This window comes from Alteromonas sp. 4NH20-0056 (assembly GCF_057539655.1).
Genome location: NZ_BAAJLS010000011.1, coordinates 105427 through 127446, shown reverse-complemented (window position 1 = coordinate 127446; position 22020 = coordinate 105427). Strand labels below are relative to the sequence as shown.

Below are 22020 nucleotides of genomic sequence, written 5' to 3'. Positions count from 1 at the left end.
GTTGCTTATTTTGGTAAACAACTTCAGGACTCGCCTGAACACCCCTCTCGAAGTGGAAGCGCATTTTACATCGTTTGTTTTTGATGTCAACCTTATTTTTTAACTTTCTTTCTAGTTAAAAAAGAGGCTTATGCTCTTCAGTTCCTCAGTGGCTTGCAGCCCCCTCAAAACGTGGAGCGCATTATAGATAGCTATCGAAAAAGATCAACAGTAAATTCGTACTTTTTTACTCTTGATGCAAATTAAGTGCTTAAACGCTCATTTTAACATCACAAATAGGACTTCCATGCTTCTTTAGGCTACTTTTTTCACATTTTATTGTTCTAATTGTTACAAATGAGTAAACTAGCCTCAGCCTCCAATATGATAATAAACACTAGAAAGGTAGGTATATGAAAGTTGGCTTTATTCAATGCGCTGTTATTAGCGCAATTTTTGCAATCGCAGGCTATTTGTTATTTTCTTCAGCTAGTCTAAATCTTAGTCTTCCACTATCGGTAGCAGCGTCGTTACTTATTAGCGGTATTCTCACTCCTTGGTTAGCATCACTTTTCCATAGTTCTTCTTCAGTTGATGATTCAACGCCAGTTAAGGGTGCTACTGAAACGTTATATGTCGGTAACCTCCCTTATCGTGCTAATGAATCTGCAGTTAAAGATTACTTCAGCAGTTTTATTGAAGTTCAATCTGTTCGTTTGATGAAGGATAGAAAGACCGGTAAAAGAAAGGGCTACGGTTTTATCGAGGTCATTACCGATGACCTTACCAGTGTTATAGATAAAACCAATGACTCGGTGTTTCAAGAGCGAACACTCAAAGTTCGCCCTGCTAAAGAAAAGATAGAAAACGAGTAAAAACAAAAAAACCTGGGGAAACCCAGGTTTTTTTTATTCTACGCTTAAATTACTCTGACGGTGTTGCACCTTCAGGCTGAGGCAGTGCATTCAATAACGTTTTATTGAATGAATGGAATCGGTTAATCGCTGAGACTAAATCAGGTACCTGCACGTCCTTCATCTCATTTATGATTCCGTTGATTAACGCATTATAGTCTTCATTGCTTTGAAGCTGGCGTTCAGCGCTCTCAAATGTCTTTACCATCTTATCTATATACTGCGATACCGGGCTTGCAATATTGCCGTATTGATTTTCTGGTTCTCCTTTATCACTGTAATGCTGAATATTCTCATAAGCTTTCACTACATCGCTTTGTGTAGTTCTATTTAGTTGCAATGCGTAACCTACAAGCTCTTTATCATCAAACCCAAGTTCCAATGCCTGGCTAAATGCCTTATCAACGTTTCCAGAGAAAAAGTCATCTGCAAGGTCCTGCGCATCTTCAACCAGCGCCGAGATTGCTTTAAGTTCGTCCTCATCTAACTCTCCCTTTAAAGAAAAGCTAATACCTGATTTTTCAAAATACTCATAAAGCGTAGATTGTTGCCTCATTTGCGCGCTCGATTGACTATCGCCACTCGCATCCCCGCCTGATTGTGCATTGTAATACGACGTTTGACTTACAGCATTGAACTGAGAACGGCTTTCAAAGCTTAATGTAACCTCGTCACCATCGCGGGTTCTTATTAAAATACTACCGCTTTTTTCTTCACCGCTTGCAATGGCATTCAATTGTGTTGCCGCATTTACTTGGTTAGGGTTGAAGATATCCCGCTCAAGTTCATTAATACCGTCGTCAATTAACGAGCGACTTTTTGTCATGCCGTCTTCAATCTCTTTATTCATAAAGCCAGCAAGATCTTTTTCTGCCATAGCAAAACCTCGGCTTACACCATCTCTTGCCTGGCTGAATAAACTATTGAGCTTTTCGTCACCCGCTCCAGCGTCTGCCGCACCTCTAATCACGCCGCCGACAAATCGCATAACATTCTTCGCGATCTTTTCGAAATCAAATAAGCTGTTTGTTTTATCTTCGTCTTTATCAGTAACCTCAGTTGATGGTTGTTTACCATCTACCACAAGATTCTGATTCATGCTGGAACTGAATACTCGCAACCCTATTGAAGTCTGCGTGCTGCTCACCGATACGGTAGCCGCTTGCTGCTTGGTAAATTCAGCTGCCTGCTCTAGGCCGTCCTGTTGAAGTTGTTTTTTCAACGCTTCATTTGGATGAACCGATGCCTTTTGCTCTGCTTTCTGGTCGCCCATGAAAGCCTTTATTTGACTAACGTTCATAATAAGATCCTCACTATCCTCGTTCATGTTATCGGCATCATGTCGGTATTGTTTAATTTTAGTACTATATTTTTTTAGTTCACTGTTTGAATACACGTTGCACATAAAATAGAACGCACTACAATCCACAGCCCTATTATATTGATTATCTGTTTTACCCAATGGAGCGCTTTATGACTGTGCCTACACAACAAGACTACCAAGCACAACTAGACGAAAAAGACGCACGTCTAACCACTCTACTCTCCCAATTTGGTGAAACACGCCCTACCGTATTTCCATCGCCTCCTGTCCATTACAGAATGCGGGCCGAATTTAGGGTATGGCATGAGGGTGATGACCTCTACCACATCATGTTCAATCAAGAGACAAAAGAAAAGTATCGTGTTGACACTTTTTTACCAGCCAGCAAAACAATTAACCGAGCAATGGAACGGTTATTGTCATTGGTAAAAGGAAACCCCTTACTTCGCCACAAGCTATTCCAGGTTGACTATCTGTCAGGCCTTTCTGAAGAGTTAGTAATTAGTTTGTTGTATCACAAAGCGCTTAACGATGAATGGGAAGTTCACGCACGCGAACTTCAGCAGTTATTAGAACAAGAGTTTGGTACCGTGAATATTATCGGTCGTGCACGAAAGCAAAAGCGCATGATAGGGAATGATTTCATTATTGAACGTTTACCTATCAACGGCAACACGCTCGTTTTTAAGCATATAGAAAATAGCTTTACTCAGCCGAATGCTGAAGTTAACTGCAAAATGATTGAATGGACACTTGATTGTGTTAAAGATTTGGATGGTGACTTACTAGAAATGTACTGCGGAGCGGGTAATTTTTCAGTTCCCCTAGCGCTTCACTTCGACAATGTTATCGGTACGGAAATAGCTAAGCCTTCGGTGCAAGCTGCACAATACAATATTGAAGCAAACGCGATAGAAAATTTAAAAATAGTTCGATTATCAGCTGAAGAGTTTACTGAAGCGATGCAAGGCACACGGACATTTAGTCGTCTAGAGGGTATTGAGTTAAATGACTACAATTTTAAGACCGTGCTAGTCGACCCACCGCGTGCAGGGCTTGATATAGATTCTCTTAAAATGATTCAGGCTTACGAGAACATTATTTACATCTCTTGTAACCCAGACACACTTGCAGAGAATTTAACGATATTAAGTAAAACTCACGATATTGTTGATGCCGCGCTATTCGATCAATTTCCATTCACACACCATATAGAAGCGGGTGTTTTGCTGAGTAAAAAATAGCACTTTTTAGGGCTCTTTGTGAACCGATGCGCCTAGCTGTACATAACGCAGCTGGGTTTTTACCTTATCACCTATCTGTAAACGTAATTCAGTATCTGCTTCTAGCGCTTCAGCACCTGCACTGAAAACAAGTCGCACCATCGCGTCGGCTTGTAGCTGCGCTAACTTAAACTCTACATTTTGTCTTTCAATAATGTAATCGGTTAACTCATCAACGAAATGTTGAATTTCTCTAAATACTGCCAAACGGTACGCCGACGATGTTCCTGTATGTTCCCTTAGCAGTAATCGAAAGACATTTTTATTCGCAGCGATAAACTCCATAAACGTATCTACCGATGTATTGATAACGCCGCCACCGGAGGCAATTCGGCGTCGAGCTTGACGCATAAGTTGCCGAAGTGCTAATCCAGCTTCATCAACAAGCGTAAGGCCTAGCTCATCAATATCTTTAAAGTGACGATAGAATGACGTTGGGGCAATTCCGGCTTCTCGTGCTACCTCTCGTAGACTAATAGCAGACAAACTTCGGTTTTCATCCAGCAACGAAAATGCGGCGTGTATGATGTTTTGTCGCGTTTTTAATTTCTGTTCTTGGCGAGTCACAATTATTCCATTTTTTTATCTTTGGTTAGTCTATCCCATGTAAGGTGATAGTTAGAAGTGAAAATCTTTTTTCATAAAAAAATTCGCCGACATGTTTTATGGCGAGAAGGATAACTTCTAAAACGTTAAAGCACATTATAGAGCAGCCCCTACCGTATTAGATTGCTTGATAAAGGCGTTATTACTATTATTTTTCTATACTGTAATGTGACAGATGTAATCTGAACTTAACCTTGTTTTACTTGCCTGAAAGGTCATTAAACGCTAAATTAGCGCACAGTTGTAAGCTGAGTGGTATAAAATGAAAAAACCTCCAATTATCCTGACAAATGTACTGGTGTTTATTATCACCGGCGCAATTGCCTTCATCGGCGCCCCACTTTGGGTCGCGTATAATGGAATAGATTGGGTAGAGATCGCTACCGCAATTGTTCTATTTTATTTTACAGGTATGAGCATTACCGCGGGCTATCATCGCCTATGGTCTCATAAAACGTATGATGCCAACGTGGTAGTGCGTGTAGTACTGGCCATCGGTGGTGCAATGGCGTTACAGAACAGCATTTTACATTGGTCATCTGATCACCGAATTCATCATCGCCATGTAGACGATAATGATAACGACCCTTATTCAGCAAAACGTGGACTTTGGTTTGCCCACATTGGTTGGATGCTACGTGAGTACCAAGCCAAACGCTATAGTGACTACAGTAACTGCAAAGATTTGCAGAAAGACAAAGTGGTAATGTGGCAGCACGACTATTACTTGCCTATCATGATAATCGCCAACGTCGGTATTACTGGGCTGTTGGGTTATTTAAACGGCGATATAGTGGGCATGATTTTAGTTGCTGGTTTTCTTAGGCTAGTGCTTGTGCATCACGTAACCTTCTTTATTAATTCTTTGGCACATTTTTGGGGTAAACAACCTTACACCGATAAAAACACTGCACGAGACAATGGTGTGCTAGCATTTTTCACATTTGGTGAGGGGTATCACAACTACCATCATATCTTCGAGTACGATTACAGAAATGGCATTAAGTGGTACCAATTCGATCCGACAAAGTGGTTAATAAAAGGCTTGTCATTTGTTGGTCTCACAACCAACCTTCGACGTGTTCCTGAAGAGCGCATTGAAAAGGCGCTCGCTGCAATGCAGTTGCAACGCGCAAGCGAAAAAGCCTCGGTATTACCGAACGCGGATGAGGTCATGCACACTATTCAGCAAGAGTACGACTTGCTGATCCAGAAAATGTCCGACTACTATGCAACAAAGAAACGTCTTATGCGGGTGAAACAAAAATCTCTTAAGCGTTCATTAGAAGGCTTAGAATTAAAGTATAAGTACAAAGAACTGAAGCACTCTTTTGCGGTGCAAAAGGAGAAGTGGGGACAGTTGCAAAGTCTATCGTTGCAATTCGCATAGCGCACTACTCGCTTGAAATATTACAGCCCGCCTTTATTCGTAAAGGCGGGCTTTGTTTTATTTGCTGTTTAAGACTAGAGTTGGAAGTACAAAAACAGTACCTTAGTGCATACTGAGGTACTGTTTTATATGTGGCAACGTTTATAGGGGTAATAATGGCAACGAAAGCAAAGCAAAAGGCACCATCACCGTCTTATCATTACGATGCAATTGTTATTGGCACAGGACCTGGTGGAGAAGGGGTCGCTATGCAGATGGCAAAGGCTGGTAAACGCGTTGCGGTTGTCGAGCGATACGAAGCGGTAGGTGGAGGCTGTACGCATTGGGGTACAATACCCTCCAAAGCGCTTCGTCACTCAGTAAGTCGACTTATAGAGTACAACAGTTCTCCTTTGTTTGCTGATAACCACTTAAGCCGAAGCCTGACGTTTGCGGAAATCATGCACCATGCCAGCGGCGTAGTAAAAAGCCAGACCCGTCTTCGTTCATCGTTCTACGACCGAAACCGCGTAACGCTGTTTCACGGTGAAGCCAGCTTTATCGACGCGAATACTTTACAGATAACCCGTGACGATGGTTCTAAAGACATTGTTACTGCAGCGCAAATTGCTATTGCGACAGGCTCTCGTCCTTATTGCCCAAATGATATCGACTTTACGCACCCACGGGTTTATAACTCAGACACTATTCTATCGCTAGATCATGATCCGAAATCTATCATTATTTATGGTGCCGGTGTAATTGGGAGTGAATATGCCAGTATATTCAGGGGTATGGGCGTTAAGGTTGATTTGGTCAATATGAGGGACCGCCTTCTCTCTTTCCTCGATACCGAAATCTCAGACGCATTGAGCTATCACCTTTGGAATAACGGGGTATTGATACGCCATAATGAGACATATCACTCCGTTGAGGCAACAGATGATGCTGTGGTGCTTAATTTAGAATCAGGCAAGCGTATGAAGGCCGACTGCCTACTTTTTGCCAACGGCAGAACGGGGAATACCGATACGTTAGCGCTTGAAAACATCGGCCTGAAAGCAGACAAGCGAGGTCAGCTTAAAGTAAATGAAACCTATCAAACTGATGTCGATAACGTGTTCGCTGTAGGCGATGTCATTGGTTACCCAAGCCTCGCATCGGCGGCATATAATCAAGGCCGCTTTGCTGCGGAAGCGATGCTTGGAAAAACCACCCATGCTGCGTTAGTAGCCGATATACCAACCGGCATCTACACCATTCCTGAAATTAGCTCAGTGGGTAAAACAGAACAAGAGTTGACCGCTGCGAAAGTACCCTATGAGGTGGGCCGTGCCCAGTTTAAGCACTTAGCGAGAGCACAAATCGCCTCGACACAAGTAGGAAGCCTGAAAATTTTGTTTCATAGAGAGACAAAAGAAATCCTCGGCATTCACTGTTTTGGCGAGAGGGCATCGGAAATTGTACACATTGGACAAGCAATCATGCAGCAAAAAGGTGAAGGCAATACGATAGAATATTTTGTTAACACCACGTTCAACTATCCAACGATGGCAGAAGCCTATCGCGTGGCGGCAATTAATGGATTGAATAGGATTTTTTAGCAGGCATAAAAAAACCGGCTACTTAGCCGGTTTTTTCATTTGTATTAATTTCGGTTCGCAGCCAGTGCGTTTAGCGCTTCTTTGTGCGCTACGATCTCAATATGCATCTTTTCTTGATCGAATGTCATTGTAGCAATCGCATAATCTCCACGATTCTCGCTTGCAACGTCGACCAGCTTTGTTTGTGCATCACGGAAACGAATGTTGTTGCTGATGCTATCAGCCATACATTGGTTATTCATTTCGAACGTTTTTGCATCCATACAATCGAAAAGTTGGTTTTCACCAGATTCCGCATGCGCAATACCAAATGAAAGTGATAATGCTAAACCTAGTACTACTTTACGCATGTTTTGTCTCCTGTATTCCAGTGCGTCACTGTATGAGTAACTATACTGTATATACATTAAACAGTCAATCTCGATCATAGTTTTATGACAGTAATATGACAAACTGTCATATTTGAGGGGTTTTTATGGATAAATTAAATACTTTAAACGAGAGTATTAAGCGGTGTACGTTATGTGAAAGTGCCCTGCCCTACCCACCTCAACCCGTTATAAACATTGGGATGGCGCCATCTTTGCTTATTATCGGTCAAGCACCGGGGTTAGAAGCTCACCGATATAACAAGCCTTTTTATGACAAAAGTGGTGAACGGCTTAGAATGTGGCTGGGGCTAGAAGAATCGATATTCTACAACCCTCAGTGTGTTTCTATCATGCCAATGGGGTTTTGTTTTCCCGGCTATAAAAACAATGCTGATGCCCCGCCACGTAAGGAGTGTGCGCCCAAGTGGCATCAGTTAATCATCAACACCATTAAACCTAACATGCGTATTATTGTTGGTAGGTATGCGCAGCAATACCATTTACCTCAATTTAATACGTTAACGGATGCGATTAACGCCTGTTCACCTACTGATAACCATATTGTATTGCCCCACCCTTCGGGAAGAAACAACCGTTGGATGGCAAAACATCCATGGTTTGAAACGCGCTACTTACCCGAGATAAAGGAAAGAATTAAGCGCATTATTAAAAGCTAACTGTTTTACTTTATATCGCTATGTGACAAAAAGGTCATAAGTTCGTCAAACGGCATAGGTTTAGCGAATAGATAGCCTTGTGCCTCATCGCAGCCTAACTTAATCATATAGCTGGCTTGTTCTCGCTTTTCAACACCCTCAGCAATGGTAAGTAGACCTAATTTATTGCCTAGCGTTACTATCGTTTCGGCCAACACAGCACTTTTACCTGGCTCGATATCCTTTACGAACGATCTATCGACTTTCAATCGGTCTAAGGGTAACTGCTGTAAGTAACTCATTGATGAAAAGCCAGTACCAAAGTCATCGATGGCAATAGCAACACCGTATTCTTTTAATGCGCGCAACGCATCTATCACTATTTGCGGCTCGTCCATTACCACACTTTCGGTAATTTCTAATTCTAATAAACTGGGTTCGCACTGCGACGCCTCAAGCGCCTCTTTAACCTTGCTAACAAAAAGCTTATCTCGAAACTGAGGGATTGAGATATTTATCGCTACGCGCAGCGAGCCATAACCCGAGGCCTTCAATTCTTGTAATCGACGACAAGACTCTTCTAATACCCACTGCCCGATATCGACAATCAAGCCAGAATATTCCGCTAGTGGTACAAAAATAGCGGGCGATGTATAGCCACCATTGCCGTCAGGCCACCGTAGTAACCCTTCCATGCCAACGACTTTTTCACTAAGCAAATCCACCTGAGGCTGAAACCAAAGCTCAAGTTTCCGTTCAATGAAGTCACTACGTAGGCGACGAATCATTTCAAGACGCCATGTCGTCTGGTCTTCGATATCTTTCGCGTAATACTCAAAGTTACCAATTAGGTTTTTCTTTGCACGATTCAAGGCAATATTGGTACGCTTTAATAGCTCAATACCAATATTGCGTTTGTTATCCAACCGACATAAGCCCATCGTGACACTGACAGGCAGTGTGTGTTCACTGACTTTAAATGAAGACTGAAAAATAGCATCAATACTTTCGGGGTTTACAACATCCGATGGGCCGATTAATCCAAACACGTCGGCGCCAATACGGCCTTTTTTAACGTTGTCATCGAAACCATCTAAGAAACGTTGACCAATAGCACGCAAAAGATCGTTACCAACCTCTTGCCCTAAACCATCATTGATATCTGAAAAGTGATTAACATCGATAAGCGCAACCGAACAATTTTCACATGAAAAAATATGCGGTTTATCCAACATGTTGATAAATTCATTTCGGTTTGGCAAACGCGTCAACCAGTCTCTAAACGCCGCATTCCTGAGTTCATGGAACAAATTTACGTTCTCATAACCTACCGAAATACTGGATAAAAAAACTTCGAGTAAATTCTTATCTACATCGCCGATTTGCTTGGCCATGTGAATATAAACTGCGGCTTCAAAGCCAGCATGGTTGATATAAAGCACCGTGCAGTCAGGTTCAAATACATGCTTTTTAAATCGTAGGCAACGGCTAACATGATCAACGATATCGATATTCTGTATCTTTTCGATTGGCTCATTAATTAGCTCTGCGTACTCACCTGCAGCCCCGAGAACATAAATACCATCGTCGTCTCTATCAAGTACTGCACCTGCTTTAGCACACAATAGCCCCTCAGCATCTAGCCCAATTAGTGAGCTTATTTGCGTTACCACACCTTCGCAAAACCCTTTCACAGAGTGCTCTTCAAAGAGGTTGGCAGACGACGCAATAATTTTTTCTAACCCTTTCCTATTTTGACTTATTGTCATAATTTGTTGGTAAGAGCGAAGCGATGCAATCATCGTCGTCATTAATTTTGCACGTGTTAATTCAGTTTTGGTTTTGTAGTCATTGATGTCGTAAAGCTTGATCACTTCTTCTTCTGGCGCATAACCGGGCTGGCCGGTTCTAAGAATGATGCGAGGCTCAGGAAGCTGTAACTCTTCGCGAATGTACTTCACTACCTCGAAACCGGCGTCATCGGTTTCCATGACAACATCAAGTAGGATGATTGCGATGTCTTGTTTCATTTCGCATAGAATGGCTTTCGCATCTTTAGCGGAATAAGCATGAAGAAAGTTTAGGGTTCTATCTGAAACAGTAAGGTCTGATAGTGCAAGGCGTGTAACAGTGTGAATCTCCTCGTCATCATCAACGATCAGTACATTCCACTGCTTTTGAAATGTAGTATCTACTTCTACAACGCCATCGTCTTCTAAAAAGATGAGTTCGTCGTTCTCATAATCCGTTGCCGACATAACTTCTTAAATCCTCACTGCCTGTTACCTTCATTATTGAGAGGCACTAAAACCCATCAGTCAACATTGATAAAAACCTGCCATGATGCAATAGTGGGTCATTCTTTTATCCTTTTTAGCAATCTATTTATATTAAGTCTATATGAAGATTACATCTGATATTTCGACAAACACTGTTTCAAAACCAAAAAATGAAAATCAGGTGCAAAAAAAAGAAAGTGATGAAACCACAAACACTGCTACTCAGAAAGCGCCATCAACCGTACATTTACAACAAAAAATACTTTCTTGGTTTTCTCGTGTTGGCATATCGCCTTCTATGTCATCTCCCGATCCAAAACGTCAACAACAGGTTTTGGCACGCAGAAAGCAGATCTTAGAAGCACAAAAAGCAAGCAATTTACAATCAATACTAAATATAGCATTAAATGTTGCAATATCCGAATCGGAAAAAGAGACCATCGATCCAGATTGGTTTTTTGCTTTTAGTTCTATGGCAGAAGAGATCCATAGCCCCGCAATGCAGGAACTATGGGGTAAAATATTTGCCGTTGAAGTCAGTAAGCCTGGAAGCTTTTCACTTAGAAGCCTTCAAATTTTAAAATCTATCACCCATCGCGATGCAAAAATATTTTCTCGTGCGGTTAGTATTGCCAGTAGAAGCCATCGAGATAGCGTACCGCGTATCTTAGTGGGCTTTCACCGACGAAAAGGATTGTTCTCGTTATTCAAACGTCGTTCACCAGAACAGCTAAGCCTTTCACACTTCGGGCTATCGTTTCCTGATTTACTCGCTTTGCAAGATATGAAGCTTATTTACGCCAGTGAAATAGAAAGCGGAGAATATGTCGAGGGACAACAAACGAAATGGCGATGTGGAAGCGAGCATTTTTCACTTGCTAGTAGGACTACGGGTGTGGCATTGATTTATTATAAATTTACGGCAGCAGGAAGTGAACTGGCAAAATTGGTAGGGCGAAGCGACAATGCACATTACCTAACAATGCTTCACCAAGTATTAGGTGAAGCATTTGTTGTTAGTTAGCAAGATGACAACGCAAGGTTAAATACCATCGCCAAATTCATGTAGGCCACATTCACGTTTTAATCCAAAGAATCGTGTATCTTGTTCGCTCATACCTTCTTGGAGTGACTGGGTAGTGTGCCAATCCCCTATAGAAACATAGCCTTGTTCCCAAAGAGGGTGGTATGGCAAATCATGTTCTTTCAGATAGTAGTGTAAATCCTTGTTACTCCAATCAATGATGGGATAGAGCTTAAACTGCCCACCTACTTTTTGAAGTACTGGTAATTTACCCCGAGTATCAGATTGGCTGCGTCGTAATCCAGCAAACCAGGTGCCTACATCAAGTGCTTTTAAGGCACGTTGCATAGGCTCGACTTTATTCATCTTGTTGTACTGCTCAATACCATCAACACCTTTTTCCCACAGTCTACCAAAGCGGGCTTCCTGCCATGCAGACGACAACGGTGCGGTGTATACGTGAAGGTTTAGCGCTAACCTTTCCACCAGCCCGTCAATAAACGTATAGGTTTCAGGAAAGAGATAACCAGTATCAGTAAGTACAACCGGTATATCCGCTTTTGCTTGAGTAAGCATATGCAACATCACCGCAGATTGTGCGCCGAAGCTGGATGACACGATATGGGTAGTGGGCAAGTTTTCTAATGCCCATGTTACCCTTTCGAGCGCCGACATACCTTCTAGCTCTTCATTGATATCAGCAAGGGCTTCTTTGCTGATATCTAATGAAAGAGGCTGACGATTGGGAATCGTTGGATTACTCATAAAAGTCTCGAGCCGAATCAATTACTGGCTTAACAATATTTGCGCGTATAACAAAATCACCAAATGCTTCATTTTGTTCACGCTCTTTCGACCATCTGCCAATTAACGTATCAAGCTCGGTCATGATTTCTTCTTCGCTGATATTCTCTAAGTACATCTTAGGAATACGAGTACCTTCACGGTTACCGCCGATATGTAGGTTGTACTTACCTGGTCCTTTACCTACTAAACCGACTTCCGAGAGCATTGAACGGCCACAGCCATTTGGACAACCTGTCACTCGGAAAATGACGCTGTCATCGGCTAACCCATGCTTATCCAATAAACCTTCAATTTCAGTGACTGCATCAGGCAAATAACGTTCAGCCTCAGCCATTGCTAGTGGACATGTTGGTAGTGCCACACACGCCATGGAGTCGAGGCGCTGATTTGAAATCTGAGGCGCAATTAGGCCATGTTCTCGAGCTAATGCTTCGATGTTTTCTTTATCTTCTGGCGGCACACCAGCAACAATTAAGTTTTGGTTAGCTGTTAAACGGAAATCACCCTTGTGCACTTTTGCAATCTCGGCACATCCTGTTTTTAAGGTCTTTCCTGGATAATCCAGAATACGACCGTTTTCGATAAATAGCGTTAGATGATACTTACCGTCGATACCTTCAACCCATCCGAATCGGTCGCCACGTTCAGTGAACTCGTAAGGTTTGCTTTCAGCAAAGGTAATACCCGCTCGCTTCTCTACTTCCGCTTTAAAGTTATCAACGCCAACACGCTCTAGCGTATATTTGGTTTTCGCATTTTTTCTGTTAACACGATTTCCCCAATCACGCTGCGTAGACACAACCGCTGCAGCAACATCTAACGTACTTTCAAGAGAGATAAAGCCAAAGTCGCTTGCTTTACGAGGGTACGTACTTTTATCGCCGTGCGTCATAGCAAGACCACCGCCAACCAACACGTTAAACCCTATCAACTTTCCATCTTGTGCAATAGCGACAAAGTTAAGGTCGTTTGCGTGTACATCAACATCGTTTTGCGGTGGGATAACAACTGTCGTTTTAAATTTACGTGGTAGGTAGTTGTCACCAAGAATAGGCTCAACCGGCTTCTCGGTGGTTTCCACCCTTTCACCGTCTAACCAAATTTCTGCATATGCTCGTGTTTTAGGTAACAAGTGCTCGCTGATTTTTTTCGCCCACTCGAACGCTTCAACATGCAACTCTGATTCAACCGGGTTGGACGTACACAGTACGTTTCTGTTCACATCGCCAGCCGTGGCAATAGAATCAATACCCACCTTATTTAGCATTTGGTGCATTGATTTTATTTTAGGCTTCAGAACACCGTGGAACTGGAAGGTTTGACGGGTTGTGAGTCGAATACTGCCATAAGACGTGTGATCGTCTGCAAATTTGTCTATTGCTAGCCATTGGTCAGGCGTAATAACCCCACCCGGCAGACGCGCGCGAAGCATTACGTTGTGTAACGGCTCTAGCTTTTGCTTTGCTCGCTCGGCGCGTATATCGCGGTCATCTTGCTGATACATGCCGTGAAAACGAATTAACTGGAAGTTATCGGCGGTAAAGCCACCGGTTAAGTCATCTTTTAAATCGGCTTCAATAGTGCCACGAAGATTATTACTCTCGCGCTTCAAGCGTTCGTTATCAGCAAGTTTACCTTCTACTGTAAAGGGAGATTTTTCATTACTCATTAATAAACATCCTTCTGATAACGCTTCGCTTTGCGTAATGCTACAATGTAAGCCTTAGCGTCTGCTTCAGACTTTTGACCATGTTCTTGCACTATACTGATTAATGCATTTTCAACATCTTTTGCCATGTAAGTGGCATCGCCGCACACATAGAAGTGCGCGCCTTGCTCTAGCCATGCATACACTTCTTTACCGTTTTCTAAGAGGCGGTGCTGTACATAAACCTTTTCTTCTTGGTCGCGAGAAAATGCCAATGTAATTTTGTCGAGCAAACCGTCCTTCACATAGCCTTGCCATTCAACTTGGTACAAGAAATCCTGTGTAAAATTGGGGTTACCAAAGAACAACCAGTTTTTCCCTTCAGCGTCTTGCGCATCTCGCTCTTGCATGAAAGCTCGGAACGGAGCAATACCTGTTCCAGGCCCCACCATAATTACAGGTGTATTAGGATCATCTGGCAGACGGAAATTATCATTGTTCTCAACGAAGACTTCTACTTCGCCGTTTTCTTGTAAGTACTCGCATAAGAAACCTGACGCGCCACCTTGATGGCGGTGACCAAATGCATCGTAATCGATATGAGCAACAGTAAGGTGTACTTCCTCTTCAACTTCTGCCTGACTAGACGCAATTGAATAAAGGCGCGGCGTTAATGGTCTGCACGCGTCAACTAACTGCTGGGCTGATAGCTTACCCGGATGATCGCGAACAATATCTATCAACTGGCGCTCCGCCATATAAGTTCTTAACTGCGCCTTGTCTTCCATCAATGCTGCTAGCGATTCAGACGACGTAGCCGCTTGGTAGGCTTTTATAAAGTTGGGGTAACTAAGCGTAAGCTCTAATTTGCTTGTTAATGCTTCTTCAAGTGATACCGTTGTATCGCCAACAGTAACCTCTGCACTGCCTTCTAGAGCAAGTTCAGATAGGAATGCATTTACCAACGAAGATGAATTTTTAAACCAAACGCCCAGAGCGTCACCAGGTTTATAAGTAATACCTGACGATTCAAGGCTTATTTCAATGTGCCGAATATCTTTCACAGAATCACGACCCGTGATTTTTTGTGAATCAATTAGGCTAGCAACAAACGGGGCTTTTTTGGTGTAAGCCTGCGTTGGCGAACCTTGCACTGCTGAACCCGTTTGAACCGCTACGGCACTCGCCGTCGCGTTAAAATCGTCTTTTAAAGATTCAATTAGGCGGGCTACCCACGCTTGTGCCTCTGCTTCATAGTCAACATCACAGTCTAAACGCTCAATAACTGGCGTTGCGCCAAGTTTATTGAGTCGCTCATCAAAATCTTTACCCGTTTGACAGAAAAATTCATAGCTACTGTCGCCTAAGCCCACTACAGCATATTTAGTATTAGGTAACTTAGGCGCTTTTTTACCACCCAAGAATTCGTGTAATTCAATTGCATCGTCAGGCGCATCGCCTTCACCATGCGTACTAACAAACAGCGCTATGTGTGTTTCATTTTTCACTTGGCGCGGCTTATAGTCTGCCATGCTGACTAACTTACTGCTGTACCCTGCCTCTTCAACTTTGGCCTGACACTCCTGAGCTAACCCTTTCGCGTTACCCGTTTGCGAACCATACAAGATAGTAAGCGTTGGGGCATTCGCAGCAGGCGCTGCTACACCTTGAGCTTGCGCCACTGGTGCAATACCTGCGCCCTGGGAAGCGGCAAGCCCTGCGGTAAAACCACTCACCCACGTAAGCTGGTCGCGATTTAGGCCTGCGATTGCCTGCGTAATTGCATTATATTGCTGCTCATTGAGCACAGCACCAAGTGCTGAATTTGAATTCGATTCTTGTGACATAATTCTTTAGCCTTTATTCAATGGTGACAAGGCTAACGGCTTTCTTTAAGAAGCGAAAAGATTAAATGAAGCTTTTTTATTACTGAAAGTAATTAAAAGGGTACTTGATATAAAAAACACGCACTGGAGAGGCCAGTGCGTGTTTTATTTTTTTACTCGATATGCGGCGCTACGCCATTTAAAAATGGACTTCTAGGCCTGCAAAAACACCATCAAATTCCATGTTGGCGTAGATGTCGTCTAAGTCCTCAATATCTACCGTTACTTTTCTGTAACCCACTTGCAAAGTCATATCTACCGCTAGACTTTCAATAAACGAATAGGCAACGGCTACTTGATAATCACTTAACTCATGATCATCAAACGACAAATAACTACCTTCTGCGTAAGCCGCCAACCCCGTAAACGGAAGGCCTAACTGTAAACGTGAGTACGCCATTGGCACAACACCTGAAAACTCACCGGTTCCTTGCGTATTACTGGCAGCATCCACAACAGAAAGTGAACCATCGATATATTTCGCATTTATCCCCAAGTCAAAACTAACCAGGTCGTTATCAAATAACTCATAATACAAAATGAAATCGGTAGCCGTTAAATCTATCGTAGTATCAACGGTACTGTTGGCGGTATACAGTTCGCCATCGAACGTAAAACTTGTATCAAGCGCCGTTGTCCCACTATTATCTAACGTTGTACGAGCCACTTTAATATTGGGAATGAACGGCAGCGGATGCTCTACTGCCACATAGAACGATGTATTTGTTTCATCAGCAAAATTGAAGTTTGCGGTATTCGAACTATCGGCAAAACCTCCCGTTGTATCGGTTTGCCATGCTTGAGCGCCAGCATAAATACCCGCGATAGTGTCTGACTGCGCAGACATAGACATCAAAGCACAGCCCAAACCAACTGCGATTAAACCCTTTTTCATGCGTTATCCTTGATTAAGAAGTTCTGAAAGTTCAATTAAAGCGGCATTTGCGCGAGAAATATAGTTCGCCATGACTAACGAGTGATTAGCAAGCATACCAAAGCCACTTCCATTCAATATCATTGGGCTATAGACAGACTGTTGAGTCGCCTCTAACTCTCGAATAATTTGTTGTAAGCTTACTGTCGCGTTTTTATCTTCCAATACATCAGCAAACTCAATTTCTACCGCTTTTAAAAAGTGTAGCAACGCCCATGTAGCACCGCGAGCTTCATAAAAATTGTCGTCCAGTTTCCACCAGCTTGTTTTTACCACGCGCTGCTGAGCGACAGGAGAAGAACGTCTAGCGTTATTATCACCCGCTAAATCGGTGTTCAATCTCGCAGAGCCCACACTGGCGCTCAGTCGCTGCGAGTAACTTCCTAAACGTTTTTCAACCTGCTTAAGCCATTCACGTAAGTTGTCAGCACGCGTATAAAATTGACTGTCTGAACGTTCGGCATTGGCCAACTCATCTCTATATTGCTTAAGCAAAGCAATACCGTCGCTGTAGCTTGATTCAGACGATGGAAACATCCAACTTCTGTGATCCATATTGAATTTAGGATGTGCTTTCGTTAGGTAGGTATTTTCAAGCGATTGAGATTGAGAACGGCTGAAATCTTTTCGCATAGATAACGCCAAGTCACGAATCATCTCAACAACACCAAATTCCCAGGCTGGCATATTGTCTAGCAATAGGCTTGGCGGTATAACGTCATTTGATAGATAGCCTCCCGGTTTATTGAGCAACGTTTCAGACACTTCTATCATTGAAGAGGTGAGCGTAAGCCCAGCGACAGACGTTGGGTTTTCGATAGTAGTTTGCGCTTTTACTTGTGCTCTTACATCAAACGTATCTGGGTCTAAACTCCAATACCAACCAATTAACCAAAAAACCAAAAATAAAATTGCGGCGGCAATGCTTATCCCTTTAGCGTTCATAAACTGTTTCATTCTGCGCTCCCTTCCTCATAAATGACATAAAGCCGGACTGAGCCGGCTTTATATAAGTACGCTGTTACTATTTAAAATAATCAAACCTGAACATCAATCGTGAATATATCATTAACTACAGGCGATTAAATACAATTTATATTTAGAAATCATGTGCGTTTTATTGGTAAACCATGTTGTTTCGTTGCTTTTTGCGCGAGAAAGCATACACCACAATGCCCACTACAATTATTGGCCATAGCGCACCTATACCGGCAACAAACAGGGCGAGCAATGCAACGCCAACACCAATGAATAAGGTACCGATTACGCTTACCGCAACCACAAATCCAACCACTGCCAACACCACACCAATAATAGATAACACAGCAACATTCTCCCATGGACTAAGTAGTTCATCTGACATCACAATATTGATACCAAAGAAATCATCTACCACGTTTCCTAAACAATTCACCAAAATAATGGCAAGTACTAACGCTATTAAAAAGTTTTTCATTATGAAAGCCTTGGCAGTAATACTACTGCGGCAACATACGCTGCAAGCACGACAACAGGTGCAAAAAACAATCCCGCGACAGCTGCAACGCGCACCCATACAGCATCGACATCAAAGTATTTAGCAAGCCCTGCACATACACCCGACACGACCGCCGAATCCAAATCTCTGTAAATTCTTTTTTGTGATGACATTTTCATAATGATTTCCTTTTGCATTAACATACAGTGTAATAACGTGTTGTGAGCGCACACTGTGTAGCGTGCGCGGGAGTGCTTAGGCCACTTTCTGCTTTCTAAGCGTCTCAAGTTCTTTTTCGATTGATTCGTCGGCTTCCATTGCGTCGAACTCTGCTTGAAGCGAGTTTGCTGAGTCTGACGTTGCCGTTAAGTCGTACGCATCTGCTTGTGCTTCTAAGCTATCGATTTTTTGCTCATATTGCTCAAAACGCATCATGGCATCATCAATTTTGTTGCTATGTTCCGCAGCCTTCACTTTAAGACGCGTATGGGCTGATGCCTTTCTGGTCACTAACGCCTTCTGTTTTGCTTTTGCTTCCTGCAATTTGGTATTTAGACGAGCAGTGTCAACTTGAATCTTATTGATACTCTCTTCTAAATGAGTAGCTTGCTCTTCCAATGACGCTAACTGCGCGACGTATTTTTGCTTTTCGACAAGCGCTGCCTTAGCGAGTGACTCTTTATCATTGTTCATAGCAAGCTGAGCTTTATGCTGCCAACCGTCGACTTCTTTCTGAACGCTTGTAGTTTTACGTGCGATTGTTTTTTGTTGTGCAATATAACGAGCCGCATCGGTACGTACCTCTACCAGCGTCTCTTCCATCTCTTGGATGATTAAACGAATGATTTTTTCTGGATCTTCCGCTTTATCTAACATCGCGTTTAAGTTTGCTTGAACGATATCGTTGATGCGTGAAAACATACCCATGGTCTTTCTCCTTAACTCGTAAATTCAGTACTACCATGCGACGTTGTTGATATTGCTTGGCAGCATATTTAATTTCTCCTTTACTATTACAACTCACGTGCCAAATTTACAAACACCTGAATTTAAACAATTTTATATTTAATCGCATTATTCCCTCCCCATTTTTTAGACGATTGATTTCACTAAGTGGTTATTTTAACCACCTTATTTAATCAAATTGACCATCGCAAAATAATGCCAGTGAGACATTCAGTAATTACATTATGGAATCAAAACAGACTTTATAGATAAGCGGAGATAATGTGATGTATGAACAAATAACGGAGATAGAAAAACTGAGTGGGTTGTGGACTCACAAATGCTCGATTGTCAGAAATAAAAAAGGCACCGCACGGTGCCTAATTGTTTTATCTTGTAGGTGGTCTAGCATAGACGCAAGCTGTATATTGCAGTGACTACTCTGCGTCCTTATCTTGTTGTTCCGCACCCTTGGGGTCTGCAGAAACAATATCCGTGACACTTACACTACCCGTTGCGCTCTCACCTTCAAGGTCGAAGTGATAGGCCGTATTTACGACTGACTCGTAAACATTTGCCTTTACCTCATTCGACGTTACGGTAATGGCGGTTGATACCATACGTGTTAGTAACGACTCTAATACTGATTCTTGAGCGCTTGCTGCGCCGCTAAATAAAGATGCTGATAAAATAGTTGCTGCTAGTAGTGAAGTTTTCATAGTTTTTCTCGATGCTTAGTCACTGCAACAGCCCGCTGCCATTGCATGAATAAGATATTGCGAAAGCTATGCCAATAGAGAAAAAAACCGTTAACCTATTGAAAATTAAAGATTCAATGTGGGCAACCATTTCCTCATCATCAAAGTGGAAATTGGATGAAAACTAACCTTTAGTCTAACTCGCCATCGAGTTGGTTTTTTTAACCACTTTCATGCGTACGCTTTTGATCATTAAATTTAGCCACTTCTTTTTGAGCACTTTCGACAGCATCAAGACCATTCATTAAAAGGTTAGGATCAGGCGATTTGCCTGTACCGTGCTGACTTAAATAACGTCGCCATACCCGGCCACCAGCCTGCCCTTGATATAAACCAAGAATATGCCTAGCCACGTGCCAGGGTTTAAAATAAGGATCGTCCTGCCTTTCTATATAACGTTGCATAGCAACAACTACATCACGGCGAGATAATACAGGAGCGCTTTCGTCACCAAACACCTGTTTATCGACACCCGTCAAGATATACGGGTTGGCATACACCTCTCTTCCCATCATGACGCCATCCACATGATTAAGCTGTGTTAGCGTATCTTCTATCGTTTTTACACCGCCGTTAATACTAATAGACAGTTCTGGGTGCGCTTCTTTCAACGCATGCACACGTGGGTAGTTAAGCGGCGGGATCTCGCGATTTTCTTTCGGGCTCAACCCCTGAAGCCATGCTTTTCTCGCGTGAACAATAAAAGTATCGCAGCCAGCATTGGCAACAATATCAATAAAGCGCGCGAAATCTTCGTACTCGTCCATATCGTCGATACCAATACGGCATTTCACTGTAACCGGTATGTCGACCTCGGCCTGCATGGCTTTAACACAGTCAGCAACCATTTGAGGCTGCGCCATTAAACACGCGCCAAAGCTTCCATTTTTTACGCGATCAGAAGGGCAACCCACATTGATATTTACCTCGTCGTAACCTCGTGCCTGTGATAACGCGGCACACTTTGCCATATCGTCAGGGTTGCTTCCCCCTAACTGAACCGCAACGGGATGCTCTTCATCGTTGTAACCAAGGTAATCCCCCTTGCCGAAGATGATTGCGCCCGTTGTTACCATTTCTGTGTACAGCAGCGTATGTTTTGAAAGTAAACGTAAGAAATAACGACAATGACGGTCGGTCCAATCCAGCATAGGTGCCACCGAGAAACGCCTGTCGATAGGTGGCTTAACAGAATTCTCATTTAAAACTTTAATATCAGGCACTTACAGCATTCCTCAAATAATCACTAATGCCAAAAGCATTAGACTTTTCACGGTTTTCAGCCCCCATTCAGGGAACGCGGTGCCCAAATAGGGGAATAATTTTCCGCTTTGGCGCACCCTCTTTAATGGGTCAAATAAGATGGCTAATATTAGCATAACTAAGGGGACGAGAAAAAATGGAGTTTCCTATACTGCAAGGGTTAGACAGAAGCAAAGTGGCATTATTACGTTTTCTAAAAGTAAAACATTCAATACTAAGTCAGCTGCTAACAAATGGGCGAAAGAAATAGCACATAAGAAACTCATTGAAGGAAATCAGCTTAGGCTAGGAAAGAAAAACGCTGAAGATTAATTTGTAAATGTCCCCTTCAAAGTAATGAAGGGCTGTTGTACGCGTAATAAACACAGAGAAATAAAGTATCTCTCTGTATTTATTAAAAGGACGTCTAACTACATAAATAATTGGCTACTTCGCTCGCAGACCAAGAGTCGTAACGGTTTCCCATGTGACCACTTCCTCCACGGTACCACGTACCATTCTTTTTGTAGATGACATAGTCACTGCCTGAAGTGCATTCTACTAGGTAAGATGGCACGCCACTAATACTGCCATTACTCCTAATATTTGACACTCCTGCAGATACACTCGTCGTCATTATTGCAAATACAACAGCCACAATAGTTACATTTAACTTCATTTTTATTTTCCTTTTAACCCTTTGGTTGAGCGAAAAGAGACCGGGCAATATCATTCTCTCGCTTGAATATCGATTCATGTAAAAGCTTCATCCTGCCGACTTCATCACGCTATTAAAAAGAAGAAAAACATCTCAATTTTTCCAAAAGAAAATAAAAACTTTTTGCGCGTTTTAAGGAAGGAACGCTGCTTGGTTCAGTGGTTTAATAATTAAGTCTGTAAAGGCGTTTTGCTCG

General features: G+C 42.6%; 22 protein-coding genes. 7 read left to right on the top strand and 15 right to left on the bottom strand.

Features of this window, described 5'->3' with window-relative positions:
* Positions 1 to 392 precede the first annotated feature (392 nt).
* A complete protein-coding gene (locus tag AC27EZ_RS16270; protein ID WP_487136335.1) occupies positions 393 to 854 on the top strand; it encodes an RNA recognition motif domain-containing protein in 462 nt (153 codons plus the stop codon).
* 49 nt (positions 855 to 903) lie between these two features.
* On the opposite strand, the gene AC27EZ_RS16265 is transcribed toward AC27EZ_RS16270, so the two are convergent.
* A complete protein-coding gene (locus tag AC27EZ_RS16265) occupies positions 904 to 2193 on the bottom strand; it encodes a DUF5610 domain-containing protein (protein ID WP_487136334.1) in 1290 nt (429 codons plus the stop codon).
* Between the two features lie 173 nt (positions 2194 to 2366).
* On the opposite strand from AC27EZ_RS16265, the gene trmA reads away from it, so the two are divergent.
* Positions 2367 to 3461 (top strand): tRNA (uridine(54)-C5)-methyltransferase TrmA, encoded by a 1095-nt coding sequence (trmA, locus tag AC27EZ_RS16260; RefSeq protein WP_487136333.1) that lies wholly within the window; start codon positions 2367 to 2369, stop codon positions 3459 to 3461.
* Positions 3462 to 3467: 6 nt separating this feature from the next.
* Here the strand turns inward: trmA and fabR are convergent, their stop codons facing one another.
* Positions 3468 to 4067, bottom strand: a complete 600-nt coding sequence (fabR, locus tag AC27EZ_RS16255; RefSeq protein ID WP_487136332.1) for an HTH-type transcriptional repressor FabR — start codon at positions 4065 to 4067, stop codon at positions 3468 to 3470.
* Positions 4068 to 4368: 301 nt separating this feature from the next.
* On the opposite strand from fabR, the gene AC27EZ_RS16250 reads away from it, so the two are divergent.
* Together AC27EZ_RS16250 and sthA are read left to right on the top strand one after the other, a co-directional pair.
* Positions 4369 to 5496, top strand: coding sequence for an acyl-CoA desaturase (locus tag AC27EZ_RS16250; RefSeq protein WP_487136331.1), 1128 nt, complete (start codon positions 4369 to 4371; stop codon positions 5494 to 5496).
* 155 nt (positions 5497 to 5651) lie between these two features.
* The gene (gene sthA / locus AC27EZ_RS16245; protein WP_487136330.1) at positions 5652 to 7079 is read left to right on the top strand and encodes a Si-specific NAD(P)(+) transhydrogenase; all 1428 of its coding nucleotides are present in this window, start codon (positions 5652 to 5654) and stop codon (positions 7077 to 7079) included.
* A gap of 44 nt (positions 7080 to 7123) precedes the next feature.
* Here the strand turns inward: sthA and AC27EZ_RS16240 are convergent, their stop codons facing one another.
* A complete protein-coding gene (locus AC27EZ_RS16240; protein WP_487136329.1) occupies positions 7124 to 7429 on the bottom strand; it encodes a pyridine nucleotide transhydrogenase in 306 nt (101 codons plus the stop codon).
* Positions 7430 to 7554: 125 nt separating this feature from the next.
* Here AC27EZ_RS16240 and AC27EZ_RS16235 point away from each other — a divergent pair, with 125 nt between their 5' ends.
* Positions 7555 to 8127 (top strand): uracil-DNA glycosylase family protein, encoded by a 573-nt coding sequence (locus tag AC27EZ_RS16235; RefSeq protein WP_487136328.1) that lies wholly within the window; start codon positions 7555 to 7557, stop codon positions 8125 to 8127.
* Between the two features lie 5 nt (positions 8128 to 8132).
* On the opposite strand, the gene AC27EZ_RS16230 is transcribed toward AC27EZ_RS16235, so the two are convergent.
* Complete coding sequence (locus AC27EZ_RS16230; RefSeq protein WP_487136327.1) at positions 8133 to 10364, bottom strand: bifunctional diguanylate cyclase/phosphodiesterase; 2232 nt, start codon at positions 10362 to 10364, stop codon at positions 8133 to 8135.
* A 202-nt stretch (positions 10365 to 10566) separates the two neighbouring features.
* Between AC27EZ_RS16230 and AC27EZ_RS16225 the strand changes: the two genes are divergently transcribed.
* Positions 10567 to 11409 carry a TIGR03899 family protein gene (locus tag AC27EZ_RS16225; protein ID WP_487136326.1) on the top strand — a complete coding sequence of 281 codons (843 nt, stop codon included), beginning with the start codon at positions 10567 to 10569 and terminating at the stop codon, positions 11407 to 11409.
* An 18-nt stretch (positions 11410 to 11427) separates the two neighbouring features.
* On the opposite strand, the gene AC27EZ_RS16220 is transcribed toward AC27EZ_RS16225, so the two are convergent.
* From AC27EZ_RS16220 to dusA, 10 genes are all read right to left on the bottom strand, one after another.
* Positions 11428 to 12174: a phosphoadenylyl-sulfate reductase gene (locus AC27EZ_RS16220; RefSeq protein ID WP_487136325.1), complete on the bottom strand. Its 747-nt coding sequence runs from the start codon at positions 12172 to 12174 to the stop codon at positions 11428 to 11430.
* A complete protein-coding gene (gene cysI / locus AC27EZ_RS16215; RefSeq protein ID WP_487136324.1) occupies positions 12167 to 13885 on the bottom strand; it encodes an assimilatory sulfite reductase (NADPH) hemoprotein subunit in 1719 nt (572 codons plus the stop codon). The genes AC27EZ_RS16220 and cysI overlap by 8 nt, the downstream gene beginning before the upstream one ends.
* On the bottom strand, positions 13885 to 15711 hold the full coding sequence (locus tag AC27EZ_RS16210; protein ID WP_487136323.1) for an assimilatory sulfite reductase (NADPH) flavoprotein subunit: 1827 nt from the start codon (positions 15709 to 15711) through the stop codon (positions 13885 to 13887). The genes cysI and AC27EZ_RS16210 overlap by 1 nt, the downstream gene beginning before the upstream one ends.
* 178 nt (positions 15712 to 15889) lie before the next feature.
* Entirely contained in the window at positions 15890 to 16645 is a 756-nt protein-coding gene (locus AC27EZ_RS16205; RefSeq protein WP_487136322.1) for a TIGR04219 family outer membrane beta-barrel protein, read from the bottom strand.
* A gap of 3 nt (positions 16646 to 16648) precedes the next feature.
* On the bottom strand, positions 16649 to 17641 hold the full coding sequence (locus AC27EZ_RS16200) for a DUF2333 family protein (RefSeq protein ID WP_487136321.1): 993 nt from the start codon (positions 17639 to 17641) through the stop codon (positions 16649 to 16651).
* 160 nt (positions 17642 to 17801) lie between these two features.
* The gene (locus tag AC27EZ_RS16195; protein ID WP_487136320.1) at positions 17802 to 18140 is read right to left on the bottom strand and encodes a hypothetical protein; all 339 of its coding nucleotides are present in this window, start codon (positions 18138 to 18140) and stop codon (positions 17802 to 17804) included.
* On the bottom strand, positions 18140 to 18340 hold the full coding sequence (locus tag AC27EZ_RS16190; RefSeq protein ID WP_487136319.1) for a PspC domain-containing protein: 201 nt from the start codon (positions 18338 to 18340) through the stop codon (positions 18140 to 18142). The genes AC27EZ_RS16195 and AC27EZ_RS16190 overlap by 1 nt, the downstream gene beginning before the upstream one ends.
* A 76-nt stretch (positions 18341 to 18416) precedes the next feature.
* On the bottom strand, positions 18417 to 19088 hold the full coding sequence (gene pspA, locus AC27EZ_RS16185; protein WP_487136318.1) for a phage shock protein PspA: 672 nt from the start codon (positions 19086 to 19088) through the stop codon (positions 18417 to 18419).
* Between the two features lie 455 nt (positions 19089 to 19543).
* Entirely contained in the window at positions 19544 to 19825 is a 282-nt protein-coding gene (locus AC27EZ_RS16180; protein WP_487136317.1) for a hypothetical protein, read from the bottom strand.
* A 200-nt stretch (positions 19826 to 20025) separates the two neighbouring features.
* Positions 20026 to 21087: a tRNA dihydrouridine(20/20a) synthase DusA gene (gene dusA, locus AC27EZ_RS16175; RefSeq protein WP_487136316.1), complete on the bottom strand. Its 1062-nt coding sequence runs from the start codon at positions 21085 to 21087 to the stop codon at positions 20026 to 20028.
* Between the two features lie 139 nt (positions 21088 to 21226).
* Here dusA and AC27EZ_RS16170 point away from each other — a divergent pair, with 139 nt between their 5' ends.
* Positions 21227 to 21439 carry a hypothetical protein gene (locus tag AC27EZ_RS16170; protein WP_487136315.1) on the top strand — a complete coding sequence of 71 codons (213 nt, stop codon included), beginning with the start codon at positions 21227 to 21229 and terminating at the stop codon, positions 21437 to 21439.
* 94 nt (positions 21440 to 21533) lie between these two features.
* On the opposite strand, the gene AC27EZ_RS16165 is transcribed toward AC27EZ_RS16170, so the two are convergent.
* Positions 21534 to 21785 carry a hypothetical protein gene (locus AC27EZ_RS16165; RefSeq protein ID WP_487136314.1) on the bottom strand — a complete coding sequence of 84 codons (252 nt, stop codon included), beginning with the start codon at positions 21783 to 21785 and terminating at the stop codon, positions 21534 to 21536.
* Positions 21786 to 22020 lie beyond the last annotated feature (235 nt).